This window comes from Actinopolyspora mortivallis, assembly GCF_003001495.1.
Lineage (GTDB): Bacteria > Actinomycetota > Actinomycetes > Mycobacteriales > Pseudonocardiaceae > Actinopolyspora > Actinopolyspora mortivallis_A.
Genome location: NZ_PVSR01000031.1, coordinates 20,856 through 35,672, shown reverse-complemented (window position 1 = coordinate 35,672; position 14,817 = coordinate 20,856). Strand labels below are relative to the sequence as shown.

General features: G+C 70.1%; 16 protein-coding genes. 8 read left to right on the top strand and 8 right to left on the bottom strand.

The features are described from left to right. Positions 1-56 precede the first annotated feature (56 nt). A complete protein-coding gene (locus CEP50_RS15270) occupies positions 57-1,160 on the top strand; it encodes an inositol-3-phosphate synthase (RefSeq protein WP_106114628.1) in 1,104 nt (367 codons plus the stop codon). A 93-nt stretch (positions 1,161-1,253) separates the two neighbouring features. Here CEP50_RS15270 and CEP50_RS15265 read toward each other — a convergent pair whose 3' ends face one another. Genes CEP50_RS15265 through CEP50_RS15255 form a run of 3 tightly spaced genes read right to left on the bottom strand, consistent with a single transcriptional unit; the run spans position 1,254 to position 2,679 of the window. Beyond that, positions 1,254-1,646: a hypothetical protein gene (locus CEP50_RS15265; protein WP_106114627.1), complete on the bottom strand. Its 393-nt coding sequence runs from the start codon at positions 1,644-1,646 to the stop codon at positions 1,254-1,256. 1 nt (position 1,647) lies between these two features. Further along, positions 1,648-2,367, bottom strand: coding sequence for a hypothetical protein (locus CEP50_RS15260; RefSeq protein WP_258175288.1), 720 nt, complete (start codon positions 2,365-2,367; stop codon positions 1,648-1,650). Positions 2,368-2,376: 9 nt separating this feature from the next. Further along, positions 2,377-2,679, bottom strand: a complete 303-nt coding sequence (locus CEP50_RS15255; RefSeq protein WP_258175286.1) for a type VII secretion target — start codon at positions 2,677-2,679, stop codon at positions 2,377-2,379. Between the two features lie 108 nt (positions 2,680-2,787). On the opposite strand from CEP50_RS15255, the gene CEP50_RS15250 reads away from it, so the two are divergent. Continuing rightward, on the top strand, positions 2,788-3,351 hold the full coding sequence (locus CEP50_RS15250) for a hypothetical protein (RefSeq protein ID WP_106114625.1): 564 nt from the start codon (positions 2,788-2,790) through the stop codon (positions 3,349-3,351). A gap of 64 nt (positions 3,352-3,415) precedes the next feature. On the opposite strand, the gene CEP50_RS15245 is transcribed toward CEP50_RS15250, so the two are convergent. From CEP50_RS15245 to CEP50_RS15230, 4 genes are all read right to left on the bottom strand, one after another. After that, the gene (locus CEP50_RS15245) at positions 3,416-4,102 is read right to left on the bottom strand and encodes a DUF3558 family protein (RefSeq protein ID WP_106114624.1); all 687 of its coding nucleotides are present in this window, start codon (positions 4,100-4,102) and stop codon (positions 3,416-3,418) included. Positions 4,103-4,243: 141 nt separating this feature from the next. Continuing rightward, positions 4,244-5,287 carry a glucose 1-dehydrogenase gene (locus CEP50_RS15240; protein WP_106114623.1) on the bottom strand — a complete coding sequence of 348 codons (1,044 nt, stop codon included), beginning with the start codon at positions 5,285-5,287 and terminating at the stop codon, positions 4,244-4,246. Continuing rightward, positions 5,284-7,167 (bottom strand): glycoside hydrolase family 15 protein, encoded by a 1,884-nt coding sequence (locus tag CEP50_RS15235; RefSeq protein WP_106114622.1) that lies wholly within the window; start codon positions 7,165-7,167, stop codon positions 5,284-5,286. The genes CEP50_RS15240 and CEP50_RS15235 overlap by 4 nt, the downstream gene beginning before the upstream one ends. Before the next feature lie 54 nt (positions 7,168-7,221). Next, complete coding sequence (locus tag CEP50_RS15230; RefSeq protein WP_106114621.1) at positions 7,222-7,794, bottom strand: type VII secretion system-associated protein; 573 nt, start codon at positions 7,792-7,794, stop codon at positions 7,222-7,224. Between the two features lie 247 nt (positions 7,795-8,041). Here CEP50_RS15230 and CEP50_RS15225 point away from each other — a divergent pair, with 247 nt between their 5' ends. The 5 genes from CEP50_RS15225 (at position 8,042) to purM (ending at position 13,099) form a co-directional block, all read left to right on the top strand. Next, entirely contained in the window at positions 8,042-8,473 is a 432-nt protein-coding gene (locus CEP50_RS15225) for a PRC-barrel domain-containing protein (protein WP_106114620.1), read from the top strand. A 235-nt stretch (positions 8,474-8,708) separates the two neighbouring features. After that, positions 8,709-9,485 (top strand): DNA-binding response regulator, encoded by a 777-nt coding sequence (locus CEP50_RS15220; RefSeq protein ID WP_258175285.1) that lies wholly within the window; start codon positions 8,709-8,711, stop codon positions 9,483-9,485. 81 nt (positions 9,486-9,566) lie between these two features. After that, on the top strand, positions 9,567-9,974 hold the full coding sequence (locus tag CEP50_RS15215; RefSeq protein WP_106114618.1) for a sterol carrier family protein: 408 nt from the start codon (positions 9,567-9,569) through the stop codon (positions 9,972-9,974). Between the two features lie 88 nt (positions 9,975-10,062). Then, entirely contained in the window at positions 10,063-11,631 is a 1,569-nt protein-coding gene (purF, locus tag CEP50_RS15210) for an amidophosphoribosyltransferase (RefSeq protein ID WP_106114617.1), read from the top strand. Positions 11,632-11,974: 343 nt separating this feature from the next. Then, entirely contained in the window at positions 11,975-13,099 is a 1,125-nt protein-coding gene (gene purM, locus CEP50_RS15205; protein ID WP_106114616.1) for a phosphoribosylformylglycinamidine cyclo-ligase, read from the top strand. 404 nt (positions 13,100-13,503) lie between these two features. Here the strand turns inward: purM and CEP50_RS15200 are convergent, their stop codons facing one another. Next, the gene (locus tag CEP50_RS15200) at positions 13,504-13,677 is read right to left on the bottom strand and encodes a DUF3073 domain-containing protein (RefSeq protein ID WP_019856394.1); all 174 of its coding nucleotides are present in this window, start codon (positions 13,675-13,677) and stop codon (positions 13,504-13,506) included. A gap of 245 nt (positions 13,678-13,922) precedes the next feature. Between CEP50_RS15200 and CEP50_RS15195 the strand changes: the two genes are divergently transcribed. Continuing rightward, positions 13,923-14,807: a hypothetical protein gene (locus tag CEP50_RS15195; protein ID WP_106114615.1), complete on the top strand. Its 885-nt coding sequence runs from the start codon at positions 13,923-13,925 to the stop codon at positions 14,805-14,807. Positions 14,808-14,817: the final 10 nt, after the last annotated feature.

Below are 14,817 nucleotides of genomic sequence, written 5' to 3'. Positions count from 1 at the left end.
GGGTGGAGCTTGGACAGGAGACGAACGGGACACGACCGAGAAGGAGGCCGGCGACCATGGGCGGAGATCGTCACGGCGAGGCAACGGGGAACAAGGTCCGGGTGGCGATCGTTGGTGCGGGCAACTGTGCCGCGTCGCTGGTGCAGGGCGTGCATTACTACGCGGAGATGGACCCTGCGGGGCGCGTTCCGGGGCTGATGCACGTGGACTTCGGCGGGTACCACGTCGGTGATCTCGAGTTCGTCGCGGCGTTCGACGTGGACGCGAAGAAGGTCGGACGCGACCTGTCCGAAGCCATCGTGGCCAGCGAGAACAACACGATGAAGATCGCCGACGTCCCGCCGCTCGGTGTCACGGTCCAGCGCGGCCACACGCTGGACGGGCTGGGGCAGTTCTACTCCGAGACCATCTCCGAGTCGGAGGAGCAGCCGGTCGACGTCGTGCGGGCGCTCTCCGAGTCCGGTGCCGACGTGCTGGTCTCCTACCTGCCCGTCGGTTCGGAGGAGGCGGACAAGTTCTACGCCCGGTGCGCCCTGGAGGCCGGGGTCGCCTTCGTCAACGCGCTGCCGGTGTTCATCGCCTCCGACCCGGAGTGGGCGCGGAAGTTCACCGAGGCGGGCGTGCCGATCGTCGGCGACGACATCAAGTCCCAGGTGGGGGCGACGATCACCCACCGTGTGCTGACGAAGCTGTTCGAGGACCGCGGGGTGCACGTGGACCGCACGATGCAGCTCAACGTCGGCGGCAACATGGACTTCCTGAACATGAAGGAGCTCGGTCGGCTGGAGTCCAAGAAGACCTCGAAGACCAACTCGGTCACCTCGCAGGTCCAGCGCGACCTGGGCGAGCGCAACGTGCACATCGGCCCCTCGGACTACGTGCCGTGGCTGGACGACCGCAAGTGGGCCTACATCCGCCTGGAGGGCCGCGCCTTCGGGGACGCTCCGGTGAACCTGGAGTACAAGCTGGAGGTGTGGGACTCGCCGAACTCGGCGGGCATCATCATCGACGCGATCCGCGCGGCCAAGATCGCCGCGGACCGGGGGATCGGTGGGCCGGTGCTCTCGGCGTCCTCCTACTTCATGAAGTCCCCGCCGGAGCAGTACTCCGACTCGGAGGCCTACCAGGCCGTGGAGGCGTTCATCGCCGGGGAGGTCTGAACCGGCGGGCGAGTCCGTCCCCGTCGATCCGGGTGTTGTGCCCCGCCGCCCCGTGGCGAGCGGGGCACACCCGTGTCGGGGACCGGTGCCCGGTCACTCCAGCCAGCTCCGTTGGCTGAAGTCCTCCTCCTCGGGATCCTCGGTCTCAGCGGCGCGGGCCTGCCGCTCCCGCTGGGAGAGTTCCTCGCGGAACTCGGCGAACTGCCGTTCGCCGGTCTCCTCCAGCTGCTGCCACTCCTGCTCGGAGAGGTTCTCGAACTTCTCGGCGGCCTGGGAGACGAACGGGCTCAGCACCCTGTCGAAGGCCGGGGCGGAGACGGCCTCGCGCAGGCTGGAGCGGCCCGCGAGGATGTCGTCCACCATGGTCCTGAACTCGGTGTCGTCCGTCTTGCCGCGCAGCAGCCGCAGCGAGTTCTTCAGGTGCTCGGAGAGCGCCCGGTCGCCGCGCGCCACGTCCAGGGTGGGTTCTTCCTCGGAACCAGCCACATCAGACTCCGGGGTGGTCGTAGTCGCCTTCGGGAAGGCTGTGCTTGTCTATGTCCTGCAACGCCGAGGCGTAACCGGCCACGAGTCCGGTGGTGGCCTGCACGGAGTTCCAGGCGATCGTGTGCGCTTCGAGGGCCTGGCCCCAGACGCCCATCGCCTTGCTGATGGTGGCGACCATGGCGGCTCCGGAGAGGATGGGGCCGATCACGGTGTAGCTGCTCGCCGCCGCGGCGGCGGCCTCCAGGGCGATGGCGATCAGGAAGTCGAGCAGCATCTCCAGGAAGCCCTTGATGGCGTTGGCCGTCTCGTACATGCCGACGGCCATGTCCTTGAACTGGCCGGCCAGGTCGTCGAGGGTGTCCTGCTGTTGCCGTATCGACTCGGCCAGTGACGTGAAGTACGTCTCGGCGTTGTCGGCGGCGACTCCCGACCAGTCGTGGGAGACGTCGTCGAAAGCGGATTTCAGCTCGCCGGCGAAGTCGGCGTTGAAATCCCTCAGATTCTCCAGCGCCACCCCAGCTTTCTGGACCTTCTCCCAGTCACCACCGATCTGTTCGCCGATCCACAACCAGGGGTTGGTTCCGCACACCTGCTCGGCGGCCCAACCGATCCAATAGGAGAGACTGATGTACTGGGAGACCCCGATGACGTTCTCCGCCAGGTCGGGAATGGGATCCGTCGAGGTCGGCTCCACGAGCCGGGCAGCCGGTGAGTTACTCATCGTCGTGTCTCATTCGTAGCTTCGGTCCAGCCTGCTGGCTTCTTCCCGGTCCAGGCGCTCATACAGGGCAGCCGCCTTGTCGATTTCGGTGGCGGCCTCGTTCTGCAGTTTCTTCAGTTTCTCGTAGTTGTCGACCAGCGCCTTTCTGGCGTTTTCCGCGGCGGAGGCGGCGGTGACGTACATCCGAGAGTCGGAACCGCTGATTTCCAACCATTTCTCCACATAGGAGGCCGCTTTGTTGGAATCGTTCGCCAGATCGCCCAGCTTCGTTCCGAAGGATTCTATGCTCTCGGGGTTCGCCCTGAAAGACACTCCCGTCCCCCCTGTGGTGATTCTCGTTTCCGCAGAACCCTACCCTACGGTATTGTCGGCCATCAATACGATTCGTCCCGGTGCGCTCCGGGGCGGGAGGGAGGGGCGGTGGACGAGGCATCCGGCACGCCGGAGGCGACGGTGGAGTTCCCCGCCGAGGCGTGCACCCCGGAGCGTCTTCCCGGGGTCTGCTCGCGGCACGGCGCGCCGTGCACCCGCAGGATCGACTTCGCGTTGCAGTCCCGTGTGGAGGTTTCCGGAAGCCGCGTGCTCGGCGGGGGCAACGTTCTCGGGCTGTTCGGCCGGTTCGGCGAGCGGGCGCGCAGGGTGGCCGTCGTCGGAGTGCGCGGGTGGCCGCTGTGCCGCCGGTGTCGCGCGATGCGCCTGCGATGGTTCGGGACGGCGCAGGTGCTGTTCTGGGGAGGTCTGCTCGCGGTGCTCGGGGGTGTGCTGGGCAGGGTGGTCACCGGGCAGACGGCCGCCGCGTTCGGAGTGTCCCTGCTGGGCGGTTTCGCCGCGATGCTGCTGGCCGCGGTCCCCTTCAGCCTGGGCGGTGTTCCGCGTGTGGTGCGGGCCCGCGCGGCGGGGGACGGCACGCGGGTACTCGTCGACCGTCCGCACCCGGAGTTCGCCGCACGGCTGAGCCGGTGGGGAGGCACGGACCCACGGTGACCGCGGTCCGGCCTCCGTTCGGTCCGGCGCAGGTCCCGAATCCGGGGAGAGCGGCGCCCCGTGGTCACACGGCGGAGAGGTTGCCGATCACCATGCGCGCGATCCGGCGCCCCAGTTCCTCGGTGGCCGCGTCGTCACCGAGCACCGTGGACTGGACATCCACCCGGGAGTTCTCGGTCACCGCGATGCCGATCAGGCAGTTCCCGTACTCGCACTGGATCCGGGCCGGGTGCCCGGCGACGGTGGTTTCCTCGGCACTGCCGGTGATGCCGGTGAACTCGTCCAGTCCGCTGTTCTCGTGCACGGTCAGCGAGGCGTTGGTGCTCGGGCCGTCCCCCTCGGGCGGGGAGAACTCGCAGCCGCGCTGCTTCCCGTCGCCGTCGGGGGAGACTCGCGGCAGGCCCACCTCGGTCCGCTGTCCCTCGGTGAGCAGCCGGCAGGGGTCCACATCGGCCAGGGAGTGGCTGTTCGGAGGGGCGCTTTCGGAGATCGGCTTCCTGCTGGGGGGAAGGGTGAGCCGGGTGCTCGACGGTTCTGCCCCGGTGGAGGAGGTCGGGGACTCGGTCTCGGAGACCGAGGGCGAGGGGGTCCGGGGCGGGCTCGTCCCCTCGGTCGCGGAGACGCTCTCCGAGGAGGGGGGAGGGTTTCCGGAGTCGTCCCCACCGCCGCAGGCGGTGAGGGTGAGCAGTGCCAGGGCCACGAGCGGGGCGGCCCGTCGGGCCGCGCTGAGGGGTAACCGACGTCGGGTCATGGTTCCGTCACTGTATACACGACGGGGCCGGGACTGAACTCTCCCGCCGCTCGACGGTCCCGTGTGGAGGGCAGCGGCAGGTGTCACGGCCCGTCCCGGAGTTCCCGCGAGCCCGGAAGAGCCCGGGCGCGTTCGCCGGGCTCACCGCCGCAGGTCCACGACCACCTTCACGTCGTCGTCGCCGGGGCGCAGCGCCTCCGGCCAGCTGTCGAGCGGAACCCGGCGCGAGATCAACCCGCCCAGCCACTCCGGGTCGACCTGCTCCAGCGCCTGCACCGCATGGCGGTAGTGCCGCAGGTTGGCGCTCACGCTGCCGATCACCACGTCGTTGTCCATCACGAGTTCGTCGTTCACGGCTCCGGCGGGTACCCGCACGGTCCGGTCGCTGCCGGACAGTCCGAGCAGCACGGTGATCGCGTTGCGCGCGGTGCGGCGCAGTACCTCGAACACGACCTCCCCCGAACCGGTCGCCTCGAACACCAGCTCCGGCTCGAAGCCCAACTCGTCCAGACCGGTGTGGTAGGTGGCCCCCAGGTCCCGCACCAGCCCGGGCTTGACCCCCTCGGTCACCCGGTCGAGCACGTGCACCTCCAGACCCCGTTGCACCCCCATCAGCGCGGCCAGCAGCCCCACGGGTCCCGCCCCGGTGACCAGCACACGGCGGGGCGAGAAGTACGTGCGTGTGCCGATGTTCTCGGCCTGTTCCCACGCCTTGGCCACCACCGATCCGGGCTCGGTGAGCACTCCCAGGTCTCCGAGCCGGCGCGTCACCGGCACCGCGAAGCGCGGCTCCACCGTCCAGCGTTGGGCGCCGAAACCGTGGCGTCCCTTGATGCCGCACTCGGTGTAGTCGTCGTTGCGGCAGAAGTCCCACTGCCCCGCCGCGCACGCCGCGCACGGCTGCGGATCGGGTCTGCGCACCACCCCCACCAGGTGATCCCCCTCGCGGAAGCCGCTGATCGCCGGGGCGTGGAGCACCCGACCGAGCGACTCGTGGAACAGCACCAACCGGTCGCTGCCGGCGGGAGCGGAGCCGTGCGCGGAGCCGACCACCTCCTCGTCGGTACCGCACACCCCGGCCAGCAGTCCCTCGACCAGCAGTTCCCCCGGTTCCGGAGTCGGGTCGGCGAGCTCCTCGACAGCGGGGGAGTCCGCTCTGCCCGGAACCACGGTCGCAGCCTTCAACGCTTGCTCCTCCGTCCGTCGCGTCGACTGGCCTCGTTGCGAGTGTGCCCGCCGTAGAGCACCGCCGCCGAGTTGACCAGGGCCAGATGGCTGAAGGCCTGGGGGAAGTTGCCGGTGAACCGTCCCGAGTGCACGTCGTACTCCTCGGAGAGCAGCCCCACGTCGTTGGCCATGCCCACCAGTTCCTCGAACATGCGCTCGGCCTCCGGGCGGCGTCCGCACAGCGCCAGCGCGTCGACCAGCCAGAACGAACAGGCCAGGAAGGACCCCTCGCGTCCGGTGAGCCCGTCCACCGAGCTGGTCCCCTCGTGGGTGTTGTAGCGGTCGACCAGCACACCGTGGCGGAGCTGCTGCTCCACCGCGTACACCGTGCCGCGGACCCGCTCGTCGTCGCCGGGGAGGAAGCCGAGCGCGGGAATCAGCAGGGTGGCCGCGTCCAGCGTTTTGCCCCCGTAGTACTGGGTGAACGCGCCCAGCTCCGGGTCGTAACCGTGCCGCAGCACCTCCTCGCGCACGGTGTCCCGGATCCCGCGCCACCGCTCGACGGGACCGGGAAGGCCGTCCTCCTCCACGGCGCGCACGGCGCGATCGAAGGCCACCCAGATCATCACCCGTGAGTGGGTGAAGTACCGCTCCGGGCCGCGCACCTCCCACAGCCCCTTGTCCGGGCGGTCCCAGATCGTCTCCAGGTGTTTGAGCATGCCCCGCTGCAACGCCCAGGAGTCCGGGGTCTCGGTGACCCCGCGTTCCCGGGCCAGGTGCAGCGCGTCCATCACCTCGCCGAACACGTCCAGCTGTAGCTGTCCGTAGGCGGCGTTGCCGATGCGCACCGGGGTGTTGCCCTCGTAGCCGGGCAGCCAGTCGGGCTGCCACTCCAGCAGATGGCGTTCCCCGCCCACCCCGTACATGATCTGTAGGTCCGCCGGGTCCCCGGCCACACTGCGCAGCAGCCAGCGCCGCCACGCGGCGGCCTCGGCGGAGCAGCCGTAGTTGTCCAGGGCCAGCAGCACCAGCGTGGCGTCGCGCAGCCAGCAGTAGCGGTAGTCCCAGTTGCGGTCGCCGTCGAGGGCCTCCGGCAGCGAGGCGGTCGGGGCCGCGACGATCCCGCCGGTGGGGGAGTAGGTCAGTGCCTTGAGGGTGGCCAGCGAGCGCTGGACGGCCTCCCGGTGCGGTCCGTTGTAGGTGATCCGCCTCGACCAGTCCCGCCAGAACCGCTCGCTCTCCCGCACCTGCTGGACCGGGTCCTGGGGAGGAGGGGGGACGTCCGGGTTCTGGCTCCACTGCATCACCCAGGAGTACCGCTCTCCGGCGCGCACGGTGAACGTGGTCTCGTGGGCCCGCTCGTCCTCCTTGCGACGGGGAAGCCGGTCCCCACGCAGCACCACGGTGTGCGGGCCCGCGAGCGCGAACAGGTACTCGTCCAGCACCGGTTCGCGCTCGCGGATCGTGCGCACCCAGGGCTTCGAGTGGCCGTAGGCGAAACGCACCACCCAGCGCACCCGGATCTCGACCTCTCCCGTGACGCCCTCGACGGTTCGGACCACACAGGGCTGGTCGTACTCGCTCCCGTCGTGCGGGGGCATGGTGTCGACCAGCCGCACGGTGCCGTACTCGGTGTGGAAGTCGGTCTCCAGCACCAGCGAGTGGTCGCGGTAACGCCGCTGCACCCGCAGCACCGGGCAGGTCGGGGTGATCCGCCAGTGTCCGTGTCGCTCGTCACCCAGCAGCCGCGTGAAGCACGAGGGCGAGTCGAAACGGGGCAGACAGAGCCAGTCGATCGAGCCGTCCCTGCCGACGAGCGCGGAAGTGCGGAGGTCGGAGAGCAGCGCGTAGTGCTCTATCGGGCTCGGGCCGTCGCTTCGCCGTAGATCCTCTGCCACACGCCCGAGACTACGGGTTCCCGGGGGACGGGGCGGTTCTCGCGCGGGCGGGGCTCACTGCTCCGTGGCCGCGTCGACCAGCATGTCGTAGGGGATCACCGCGCGTATCGGGTCGTCGAGGTTGAGTCCCAGGTCGATGCCGCCCAGCAGTCGGGGCAGCTGGTCGCCGGGGACGCTGCGGTGGCTCGGCCAGTCCTCGGGAACCCGTTGTTCCGAGGTGCAGGCGGGCACGAGCCTGCTGCCGTCGTCCAGCTCGGCTTCGTAGAGGTCCTCGTCACCGTCGTGCTCGGCGTAGAGCACCACCTCGCCGGCCAGCACGGCCGCGGGCAGCTCCGTCTCCGGGGCGTTGCCCGTGGAGATTCGTTCGAGAACCCGTTCGAGCTCGTTCACCGGGTCGATCGTCGGGGTCTTCGGCTCGTACTCGTCGTTGGGGTGGAAGTCCTCGTCGATCTCCCCGTTCGAATCGATTCGGAAGGCACCGACAACCCCCTCCGGGGGGACGTTCTCGCCCGCCGCCTCGTAGGCCGGGTCGACGATGTAGAGCCAGCTGTCCGGGGTCCGCTTGGCCTGTTCCCGCATCTCGTCGGTGATCTGCGGGGCGTAGGGGGGAACGGAGTCCTCACTCATGTGTTCTCGCTTTCGTCCGGGGGTGTTCGGTCGTGCTCGCCCGGAGCCTTCCACACGGAAGTACCCCGGGTTCGTCCCGACCACCCAGACGGTGTCAGACGTGCCGTGGGTTGCCGCCGTCGGTCTCGATGTCACAACGGAAGAGGGGACTTCCGCTTTCGGCGGGATGCCTCGGCGCGGCCGAGGGGGCAGACTGACAGGCGATGCTCGTGTCGGGGCGAGCAGGTGGGCGGGAGGTGGTTGGATCATGATCGGACAACGGGAGGCACTACGGCTGACCGGGTGTGACGCGTTCGATCCGAAAGGTCACCGTCTCGGCGTCGTCGGGCGGATGTTCGTGGACGCCGACACCGAACAACCGGTGTGGATCACCGTGCAGACCGGGCTGTTCGGGACCAACGAGAGTTACGTTCCCCTGGAGGGGGCCGCGTTCGACGGGGACACGTTGACCGTGGCCGTGGACAGGGAGTCCGTGCGGACCGCCCCGTGCGTTCCGCTGCGGGAGGGCGATCTCGATCCGGAGCAGGAGATGGAACTCTACCTGCACTACGGCATGGAGTACGGGGTGTGGCCGGAGGAGGAACTCTCCGGGCGCCAGGCTCCCTACTCCTCCGAGACCGCGTTGAGCTATGTACGGGCCGTTCGCTCGCGGCTGCGTCGGTTGGTGGTCGTCACCTGAAACCACGTGCCGCGCGTGTGCCGCCGTCGGTGTGGTCGGACCCACCGGTTCGGCCCCTCCGCGGCGGTGTCCCGCGCGGGAGGTACTCGCTCCTCCGCGAGCCTCAGCCCTGGGGGTGGGGGCTCTCCGCCAAAAGTGGGTTCCTGAACGTGTTCGGTTCGGATACGTTGCTGTTCGGGAACGGGTAACCACCCGGACACCCGATCGGGCCGTGCATCCACCGAGAGGGGCCACCGTGCCGAGCACTCAAGCCGACATGCTGCGACCCGCCGGACAGCCCCGGGACGAGCGCGAACCGCACACCAGGACACGGCGCGCGACCGAGTCCGTGGTCAGGACGACACAGCGCACCGCGGACGGCGTACTCCGCGTCGTGCACGGGGCCGAACGCGTCGGCAGCATCGCCCACAGACTGCGACGCAACGCGACCCGCACCGTCAGCGAGGTGGTCAAACCGCCCTACGCGGCCACCGAGGCCCCCGACACCCCGGAGCGCCCCGGCCTCTCCGAGGGTGTGGAGTACCGCGTGGTCTACGAGCGGTCCGCGCTGTGCCGACGACAGCGGCAGGACGGCCCCGTGACCCCGCCCGAACCGGGCGGTCAGGCACGTGTGGTGCACCTCGCCCCGATGAAGCTGCTGCTGGCGGACGAGGAGATCGGCCTGCTGCCGTTGACCTCCTCCGGCGACACCCTGGAGAGCGCGGTGTTGCTGCGTGGCTCCACCCTGCTCACCTCGATGGTCGGGATGTTCGAGGAACTGTGGCGGCTGTCCGCCCCGCTGGGCTGCGAGAGCGCCGAGCACGGGGAGCGGGAACCCGAGGGGGAGCCCTCCGAGGAGGAGCGCTGGATCCTCTCGTTGCTGGCCTCGGGAGCCACCGACGAGGCCATCGGGCGGCACATGGGGTTCAGTTCCCGCACCGCGCACCGGCGGGTCCGCGAGCTGATCTGGCGGCTGGGAGTGCAGACCCGTTTCCAGGCGGGGGTGCGGGCCGTGAAGCTCGGCTGGCTGTGACCGCCGCCCGCTGCCGAGGGGACCGGACGAGCCGTGCGGCGGGTTCCCGCCCCGTTCCCGGGACCCCGTAGGCTACGGACCATGCCGGCCCGACGAGTCGATCCCGCCGAACTCCGCGCGGCGGTGTCCGTCACGCTCGCCTGGCTGCGGGGCGGGGCGGAGCGACCCGCGCGGCGGGAACTGGCCGAAGCGGTCCGCCTGAGCCTGCGCACGCTGGAGCGCCAGGCCCCGGGAAACACCGTCGAAGTGCGTGTTCCCCCGTTCGGTGCCGTGCAGTGCGTACAGGGGCCCCGACACACCCGGGGGACGCCGCCGAACGTCGTCGAGACCGACCCCCGCACCTGGCTGCTGCTGGTGACGGGGGAGCTGGACTGGTCCACGGCGGTGGAGCGGGGGGAGGTCTCCGCCTCGGGAAGCCGGGCGGACCTGGCGTACTGGCTGCCGCTGCTGCGTTTCGGGAACACACCGGAGGAGCAGGCCGAACAGTGACCGGGGCCACTCGGGAGGTGGACATCCCGGGCGTGGGGGGAGTTTATACTGAGGTGCAACTCCGGCTCCGTTGAACAGGGAGTTTTCGGTGGTCACCGACCTGCCATACCCGGGAACAGCCGAGACGGCCGAGGACGTTCCGCGTGAGGAATGCGGTGTCTTCGGTGTGTGGGCACCCGGCGAGGAAGTTTCCAAGCTCGCCTTCTACGGGCTGTTCGCCCTCCAACACCGCGGTCAGGAAGCGGCGGGGATCTCCGTCGGCGACGGTTCCCAGATGCTGGTGTACAAGGATCTCGGCCTGGTCAGCCAGGTCTTCGACGAGCAGGTGCTGGCCTCCCTGAGCGGGCACGTCGCCGTCGGTCACGCCCGCTACTCCACCACGGGCGGCGGAACCTGGGAGAACGCACAGCCGAGTTTCCGCACCACGGCCACGGGCAGCGGGCTCGCCCTGGGCCACAACGGCAATCTCGTGAACACCTCGGAGCTGTTCGAGCGGGCCGTGGCCGAGGGAGCCGACACGATCACGCCCAACAGCACCTCCGCCTCCGCCTGCCAGCGGGCCACCACCGACTCCGACCTGGTGTGCGGGCTGCTGGCGGCGCGGGCGGCGGACAAGGGCATCGAGCAGGCCGCGATGGAGCTGCTGCCCGCCGTGCGCGGGGCGTTCAGCATGGTCTTCTCCGACGAGTCGACGCTCTACGCCGCCAGGGACGGGCACGGGGTGCGCCCCCTGGTGCTCGGCCGTCTCGAACGGGGCTGGGTGGTGGCCAGCGAAACCGCCGCGCTGGACATCGTCGGTGCCTCCTTCGTGCGGGAGGTCGAGCCCGGGGAGCTGCTGGCGATCGACTCGGCCGGGCTGCGTTCCCAGCGTTTCGCGGTTCCGGAACCCAAGGGGTGCGTGTTCGAGTACGTCTACCTCGCCCGCCCCGACACGACCATCGCCGGTCGTTCGGTGCACAGCACGCGGGTGGAGATCGGGCGGACCCTGGCGCGGGAGAACCCCGTGGAGGCCGATCTCGTGATGCCGGTCCCCGAGTCGGGAACCCCCGCGGCCATCGGGTACGCCGAGGAGTCCGGCATCCCCTACGGCAACGGGCTGGTCAAGAACGCCTACGTCGGCCGTACCTTCATCGAGCCCTCGCAGACCATCCGCCAGCTCGGCATCCGGCTCAAGCTCAACCCGCTGCGCGAGGTGATCCGCGGCAGAAGGCTGGTGGTGGTCGACGACTCCATCGTCCGGGGCAACACGCAGCGCGCCCTGGTGCGGATGCTGCGGGAGGCCGGAGCCCTGGAGGTGCACGTGCGGATCGCCTCGCCCCCGGTGCGCTGGCCCTGCTTCTACGGCATCGACTTCGCCTCCCGCGCCGAACTCGTGGCCAACGGTCTCGACCTCGACGGGGTGCGGCGTTCCATCGGTGCGGACTCGCTGGGCTACGTGTCGCTGGACGGGCTGGTGGCCGCCTCCGAACAACCGCGCAACCGACTGTGCACCGCCTGTTTCGACGGGAACTACCCGATCCCGCTGCCGGAGGAGGACCGGATCGGCAAGTACCTGCTGGAGGACCCCGGTGGGGTGGCCGAGACCGAGGCCTCCGCAACCGAGGACACCGTGTTGGCCGGTGGGTACGGAGCGGAGGAGGCCGTCGGCCGTCCCTAGACCGTATCCTCGGAGAGGTGTTGTCGCGGTGCGACGAGCGGCTCCCCTCCCGAACGGCGCGGGCACACGTCCCGGCCGGGCCCGGGTGGGACGCCGCTTCACGGGCTCCCTCCTCGCCCGGGGCGTCGGGGCCTCGCGGTGCCGGAGTCCTCGCGCCGGTGCGGGCGGAGCCCCGGCCCGGTTGCCGGACCGTTCGCGGCGGGCCGGTGCTCGCGGAACGTCGCGCAACCACGCTCTCCCGCGCTCGTTGCTCGGTTCGTCCGTGTCCGTACGTAGCGTGGAGCGTGCCGCACGCACACGCGTGTGTCGACCATCAAATCTCGCACCAGATCTGGAGCAAGACGTGTCCGAAGACCTGCTGACGGGGTCGAACTCCGGCGCCGCCGACCCGGATGGGCCCGCGTCCACCTACGCCGACGCCGGAGTCAGCATCGAAGCCGGTGAGCAAGCCGTGGACCGAATGCGCCCCTGGGCGGAACGGGCCACACGTCCTGAGGTGCTGGGCTCGCTCGGTGGATTCGCGGGGCTGTTCCAGCTCCGGCTGGACAAGTGGAACGAACCGGTGCTGGCCTCCTCCACCGACGGGGTCGGTACGAAGCTGGCCGTGGCGCAGGCGCTGGACATCCACGACACCGTCGGGATCGACCTGGTCGCGATGGTGGTCGACGACCTGGTGGTCTGCGGGGCGGAGCCGATGTTCCTGCAGGACTACATCGCCACGGGGTCGGTGGACCCCGACCGGATCGGCAGCCTGGTCAAGGGCGTCTCCGAAGGGTGCGTGCAGGCGGGGTGCGCGCTCCTCGGAGGGGAGACGGCCGAGCACCCCGGCATGATGGGACAGGGCGAGTACGACATCTCGGCCACCGGCGTGGGGGTGGTCGAGGCCGACGACATGCTCGGCCCGGACCGGGTGCGGCCGGGGGACGTGCTGATCGCCATGGGCTCCTCGGGGCTGCACTCGAACGGCTACTCCCTGGCGCGGCACGTGCTGCTGGAGCAGGCCCGGATGCCGTTGTCCGGGCACGTGGAGGAGTTCGGCAGAACCCTCGGCGAGGAGCTGCTCGAACCCACCCGCATCTACGCCAAGGAGTGCCTCGCGCTGGCCGCCGAGGCGGAGGTGCGGGCCTTCGCCCACGTCACCGGCGGTGGGATCGCGGCCAACCTGGAGCGGGTGCTGCCGCAGGGGCTCAGCGCGGTGATCGACCGGGGAACCTGGACTCCCGACCCCGTGTTCGGGCTGATCGCCCAGCGGGGCCGGATCGAGAACGCCGAGATGGAGCGCACCTTCAACATGGGGGTGGGTATGGTCGCGGTGGTGGCGGCCGAGGACGTGGACCGGGCGCTGGCGGTGCTCACCGCCCGGCACTCCCCCGCCTGGGTGCTCGGTGAGGTCTCCCGCGAGTCGGCCGTCGCCGAGGCGGACGAGAACCAGCGCGTCGTGCTGCGCGGCAACCACCCGAGGTTCTGAGGGAGATCCGGCGGGTGTCCCCTCCGGTGCGGCACCCGCCCACCCGGGGTTGTCCGGCCGCCCCACGGGTGGCCGGCTGAGCACGCCGGGGACGTGTGACGGTGTGGTGTGCGGGGCGGTCCTCGGCGCACCGAGCCCGCTTCCCAACACCTCGTCGGAACCCCACGCGGGAACGCCCACCGTGCCGGGCCGGTGGGAGAGGGGTCGGCCACGAAAACCGACGGGCGGGGATGTCCGGTTCGAGGCGACACCCCGCCCGTGGCGGTCTCCGCGTACTCACTCACACTCACACCCGGACCGGCGAGCGGCCGGGCAGCTGTTGGCCGTCAACCCACCCGCTGACTCGACCTCGACAGCACGACCACCACGCACGAGTGACCGGGTCGCCCGTGCGGAGTGAGTGTTCACCTGCGGTAGTCGTCTTCCCTGTCGTAGTAGTACTCGTCCTCTTCGTACCACTTGGGGGTGTAGTCGGAGGAGAGCTCACGCTCCAACGCCTTGAGGTCAACACTGGGGGAGTTGTACTTCAACTCGCGGGCCACTTTCGTCTGCTTGGCCTTGGCACGGCCGCGCCCCATGGCTCGACCCCCTCGCGCAGGGTTTGCGGGGCGGCCAGGGGAACGGCGGCCCCGCATGAATCTCGACAACCTTTTCCTGTAACTACCGTACCGTGCCGATGCGGTTCTTCGCGACGTGGTGTGCCCACCCACCGGACCGTGGGACGGTGATGTGAACCGCACCGGCCGCGGGCGAGCCGGCCCGCTCCCCGGCGGCGGGGTGGGCACCGCCGGCAACGGCACGTCGGCATGGCAACATACACGCTGTGCCGGAGCCGTTCGTCGCCTACATGAGGGTGTACGAGCCCCTGTCGTCGTTCGAGTCACCCCGATACGAACAACTCTCCGAAGCACTGGATCAGGGTGCGGTGGATCCGGTCGGAGTGGGGGCTCGGGAGCAACACAGGTGGCTGCGTAGCCAACTGTCCGTCCGACCGCGTCTGCTTCCCGGTGAAGGAGTGGACGGAACGGCGCGGGAGCGGGAAGAAGTGCTCGTGCTGCACCCCGAGGACGTTCCCGCCGAGGCCGAGGAGCCCGTCGGCCCCGGCCCGCTGGTGTGCCCGCTGGACCTCCGCGGGCGCGCCGCCGCGGCACTGGTGGGCTTCCTCGGCGCCGCTGACCCGCCCCTGCGTGCCGCCGCGCTGCCGATGCCCGCCGAGACCGCCAAGTCCAAGGCCTCGGCCGTGGTCAACGAGCTCTCCTCCAGTGCGGTGCACGTGATCTCCTCCACCTGGACCGTCCCGTTGCCGTGGTTCGCCGTGGTCGACCCGGAACAGCGTGTCGTCACCCACGACGAGCGGGGAAACGTCGAACGGGTCTACTGGCGCACCCCCATGTCCGAGGCCCGCCGGCGGGTCTCCCGGGCCCACACCGTCACCAGGAACACCCTCGGCGAGGAGGGGCCTCCGAAGATCCTGCGGGAGACCGGGCGCTGGCTGGAACGGTTCCACCCCCACTCGGCCGTCGAACTCGACTACGGCGGTCTGGTGCGGATGATGTCCGACGAGGACCTGCTCGCCGACAGCTCGGCGGCCGACGTGCACTCGATCGTGGACGCCATGGAACTGGGCCACACCACGGAGGTGGGGGAGCGCTACGAGGCGCTGCGCGACTTCTGGGCCGAGATGGCCGCCCACGAACGCTACAACTGAAGCAGCTCCC

Excerpts from the sequence above, each read along its gene's own strand:
- CEP50_RS15270 (WP_106114628.1), top strand. The coding sequence starts at position 57 with ATGGGCGGAGATCGTCACGGCGAGGCAACGGGGAACAAGGTCCGGGTG.
- CEP50_RS15260 (WP_258175288.1), bottom strand. The coding sequence starts at position 2,367 with ATGAGTAACTCACCGGCTGCCCGGCTCGTGGAGCCGACCTCGACGGAT.
- CEP50_RS15245 (WP_106114624.1), bottom strand. The coding sequence starts at position 4,102 with ATGACCCGACGTCGGTTACCCCTCAGCGCGGCCCGACGGGCCGCCCCG.
- CEP50_RS15230 (WP_106114621.1), bottom strand. The coding sequence starts at position 7,794 with ATGAGTGAGGACTCCGTTCCCCCCTACGCCCCGCAGATCACCGACGAG.
- CEP50_RS15225 (WP_106114620.1), top strand. The coding sequence starts at position 8,042 with ATGATCGGACAACGGGAGGCACTACGGCTGACCGGGTGTGACGCGTTC.
- CEP50_RS15215 (WP_106114618.1), top strand. The coding sequence starts at position 9,567 with ATGCCGGCCCGACGAGTCGATCCCGCCGAACTCCGCGCGGCGGTGTCC.
- CEP50_RS15200 (WP_019856394.1), bottom strand. The coding sequence starts at position 13,677 with ATGGGGCGCGGCCGTGCCAAGGCCAAGCAGACGAAAGTGGCCCGCGAG.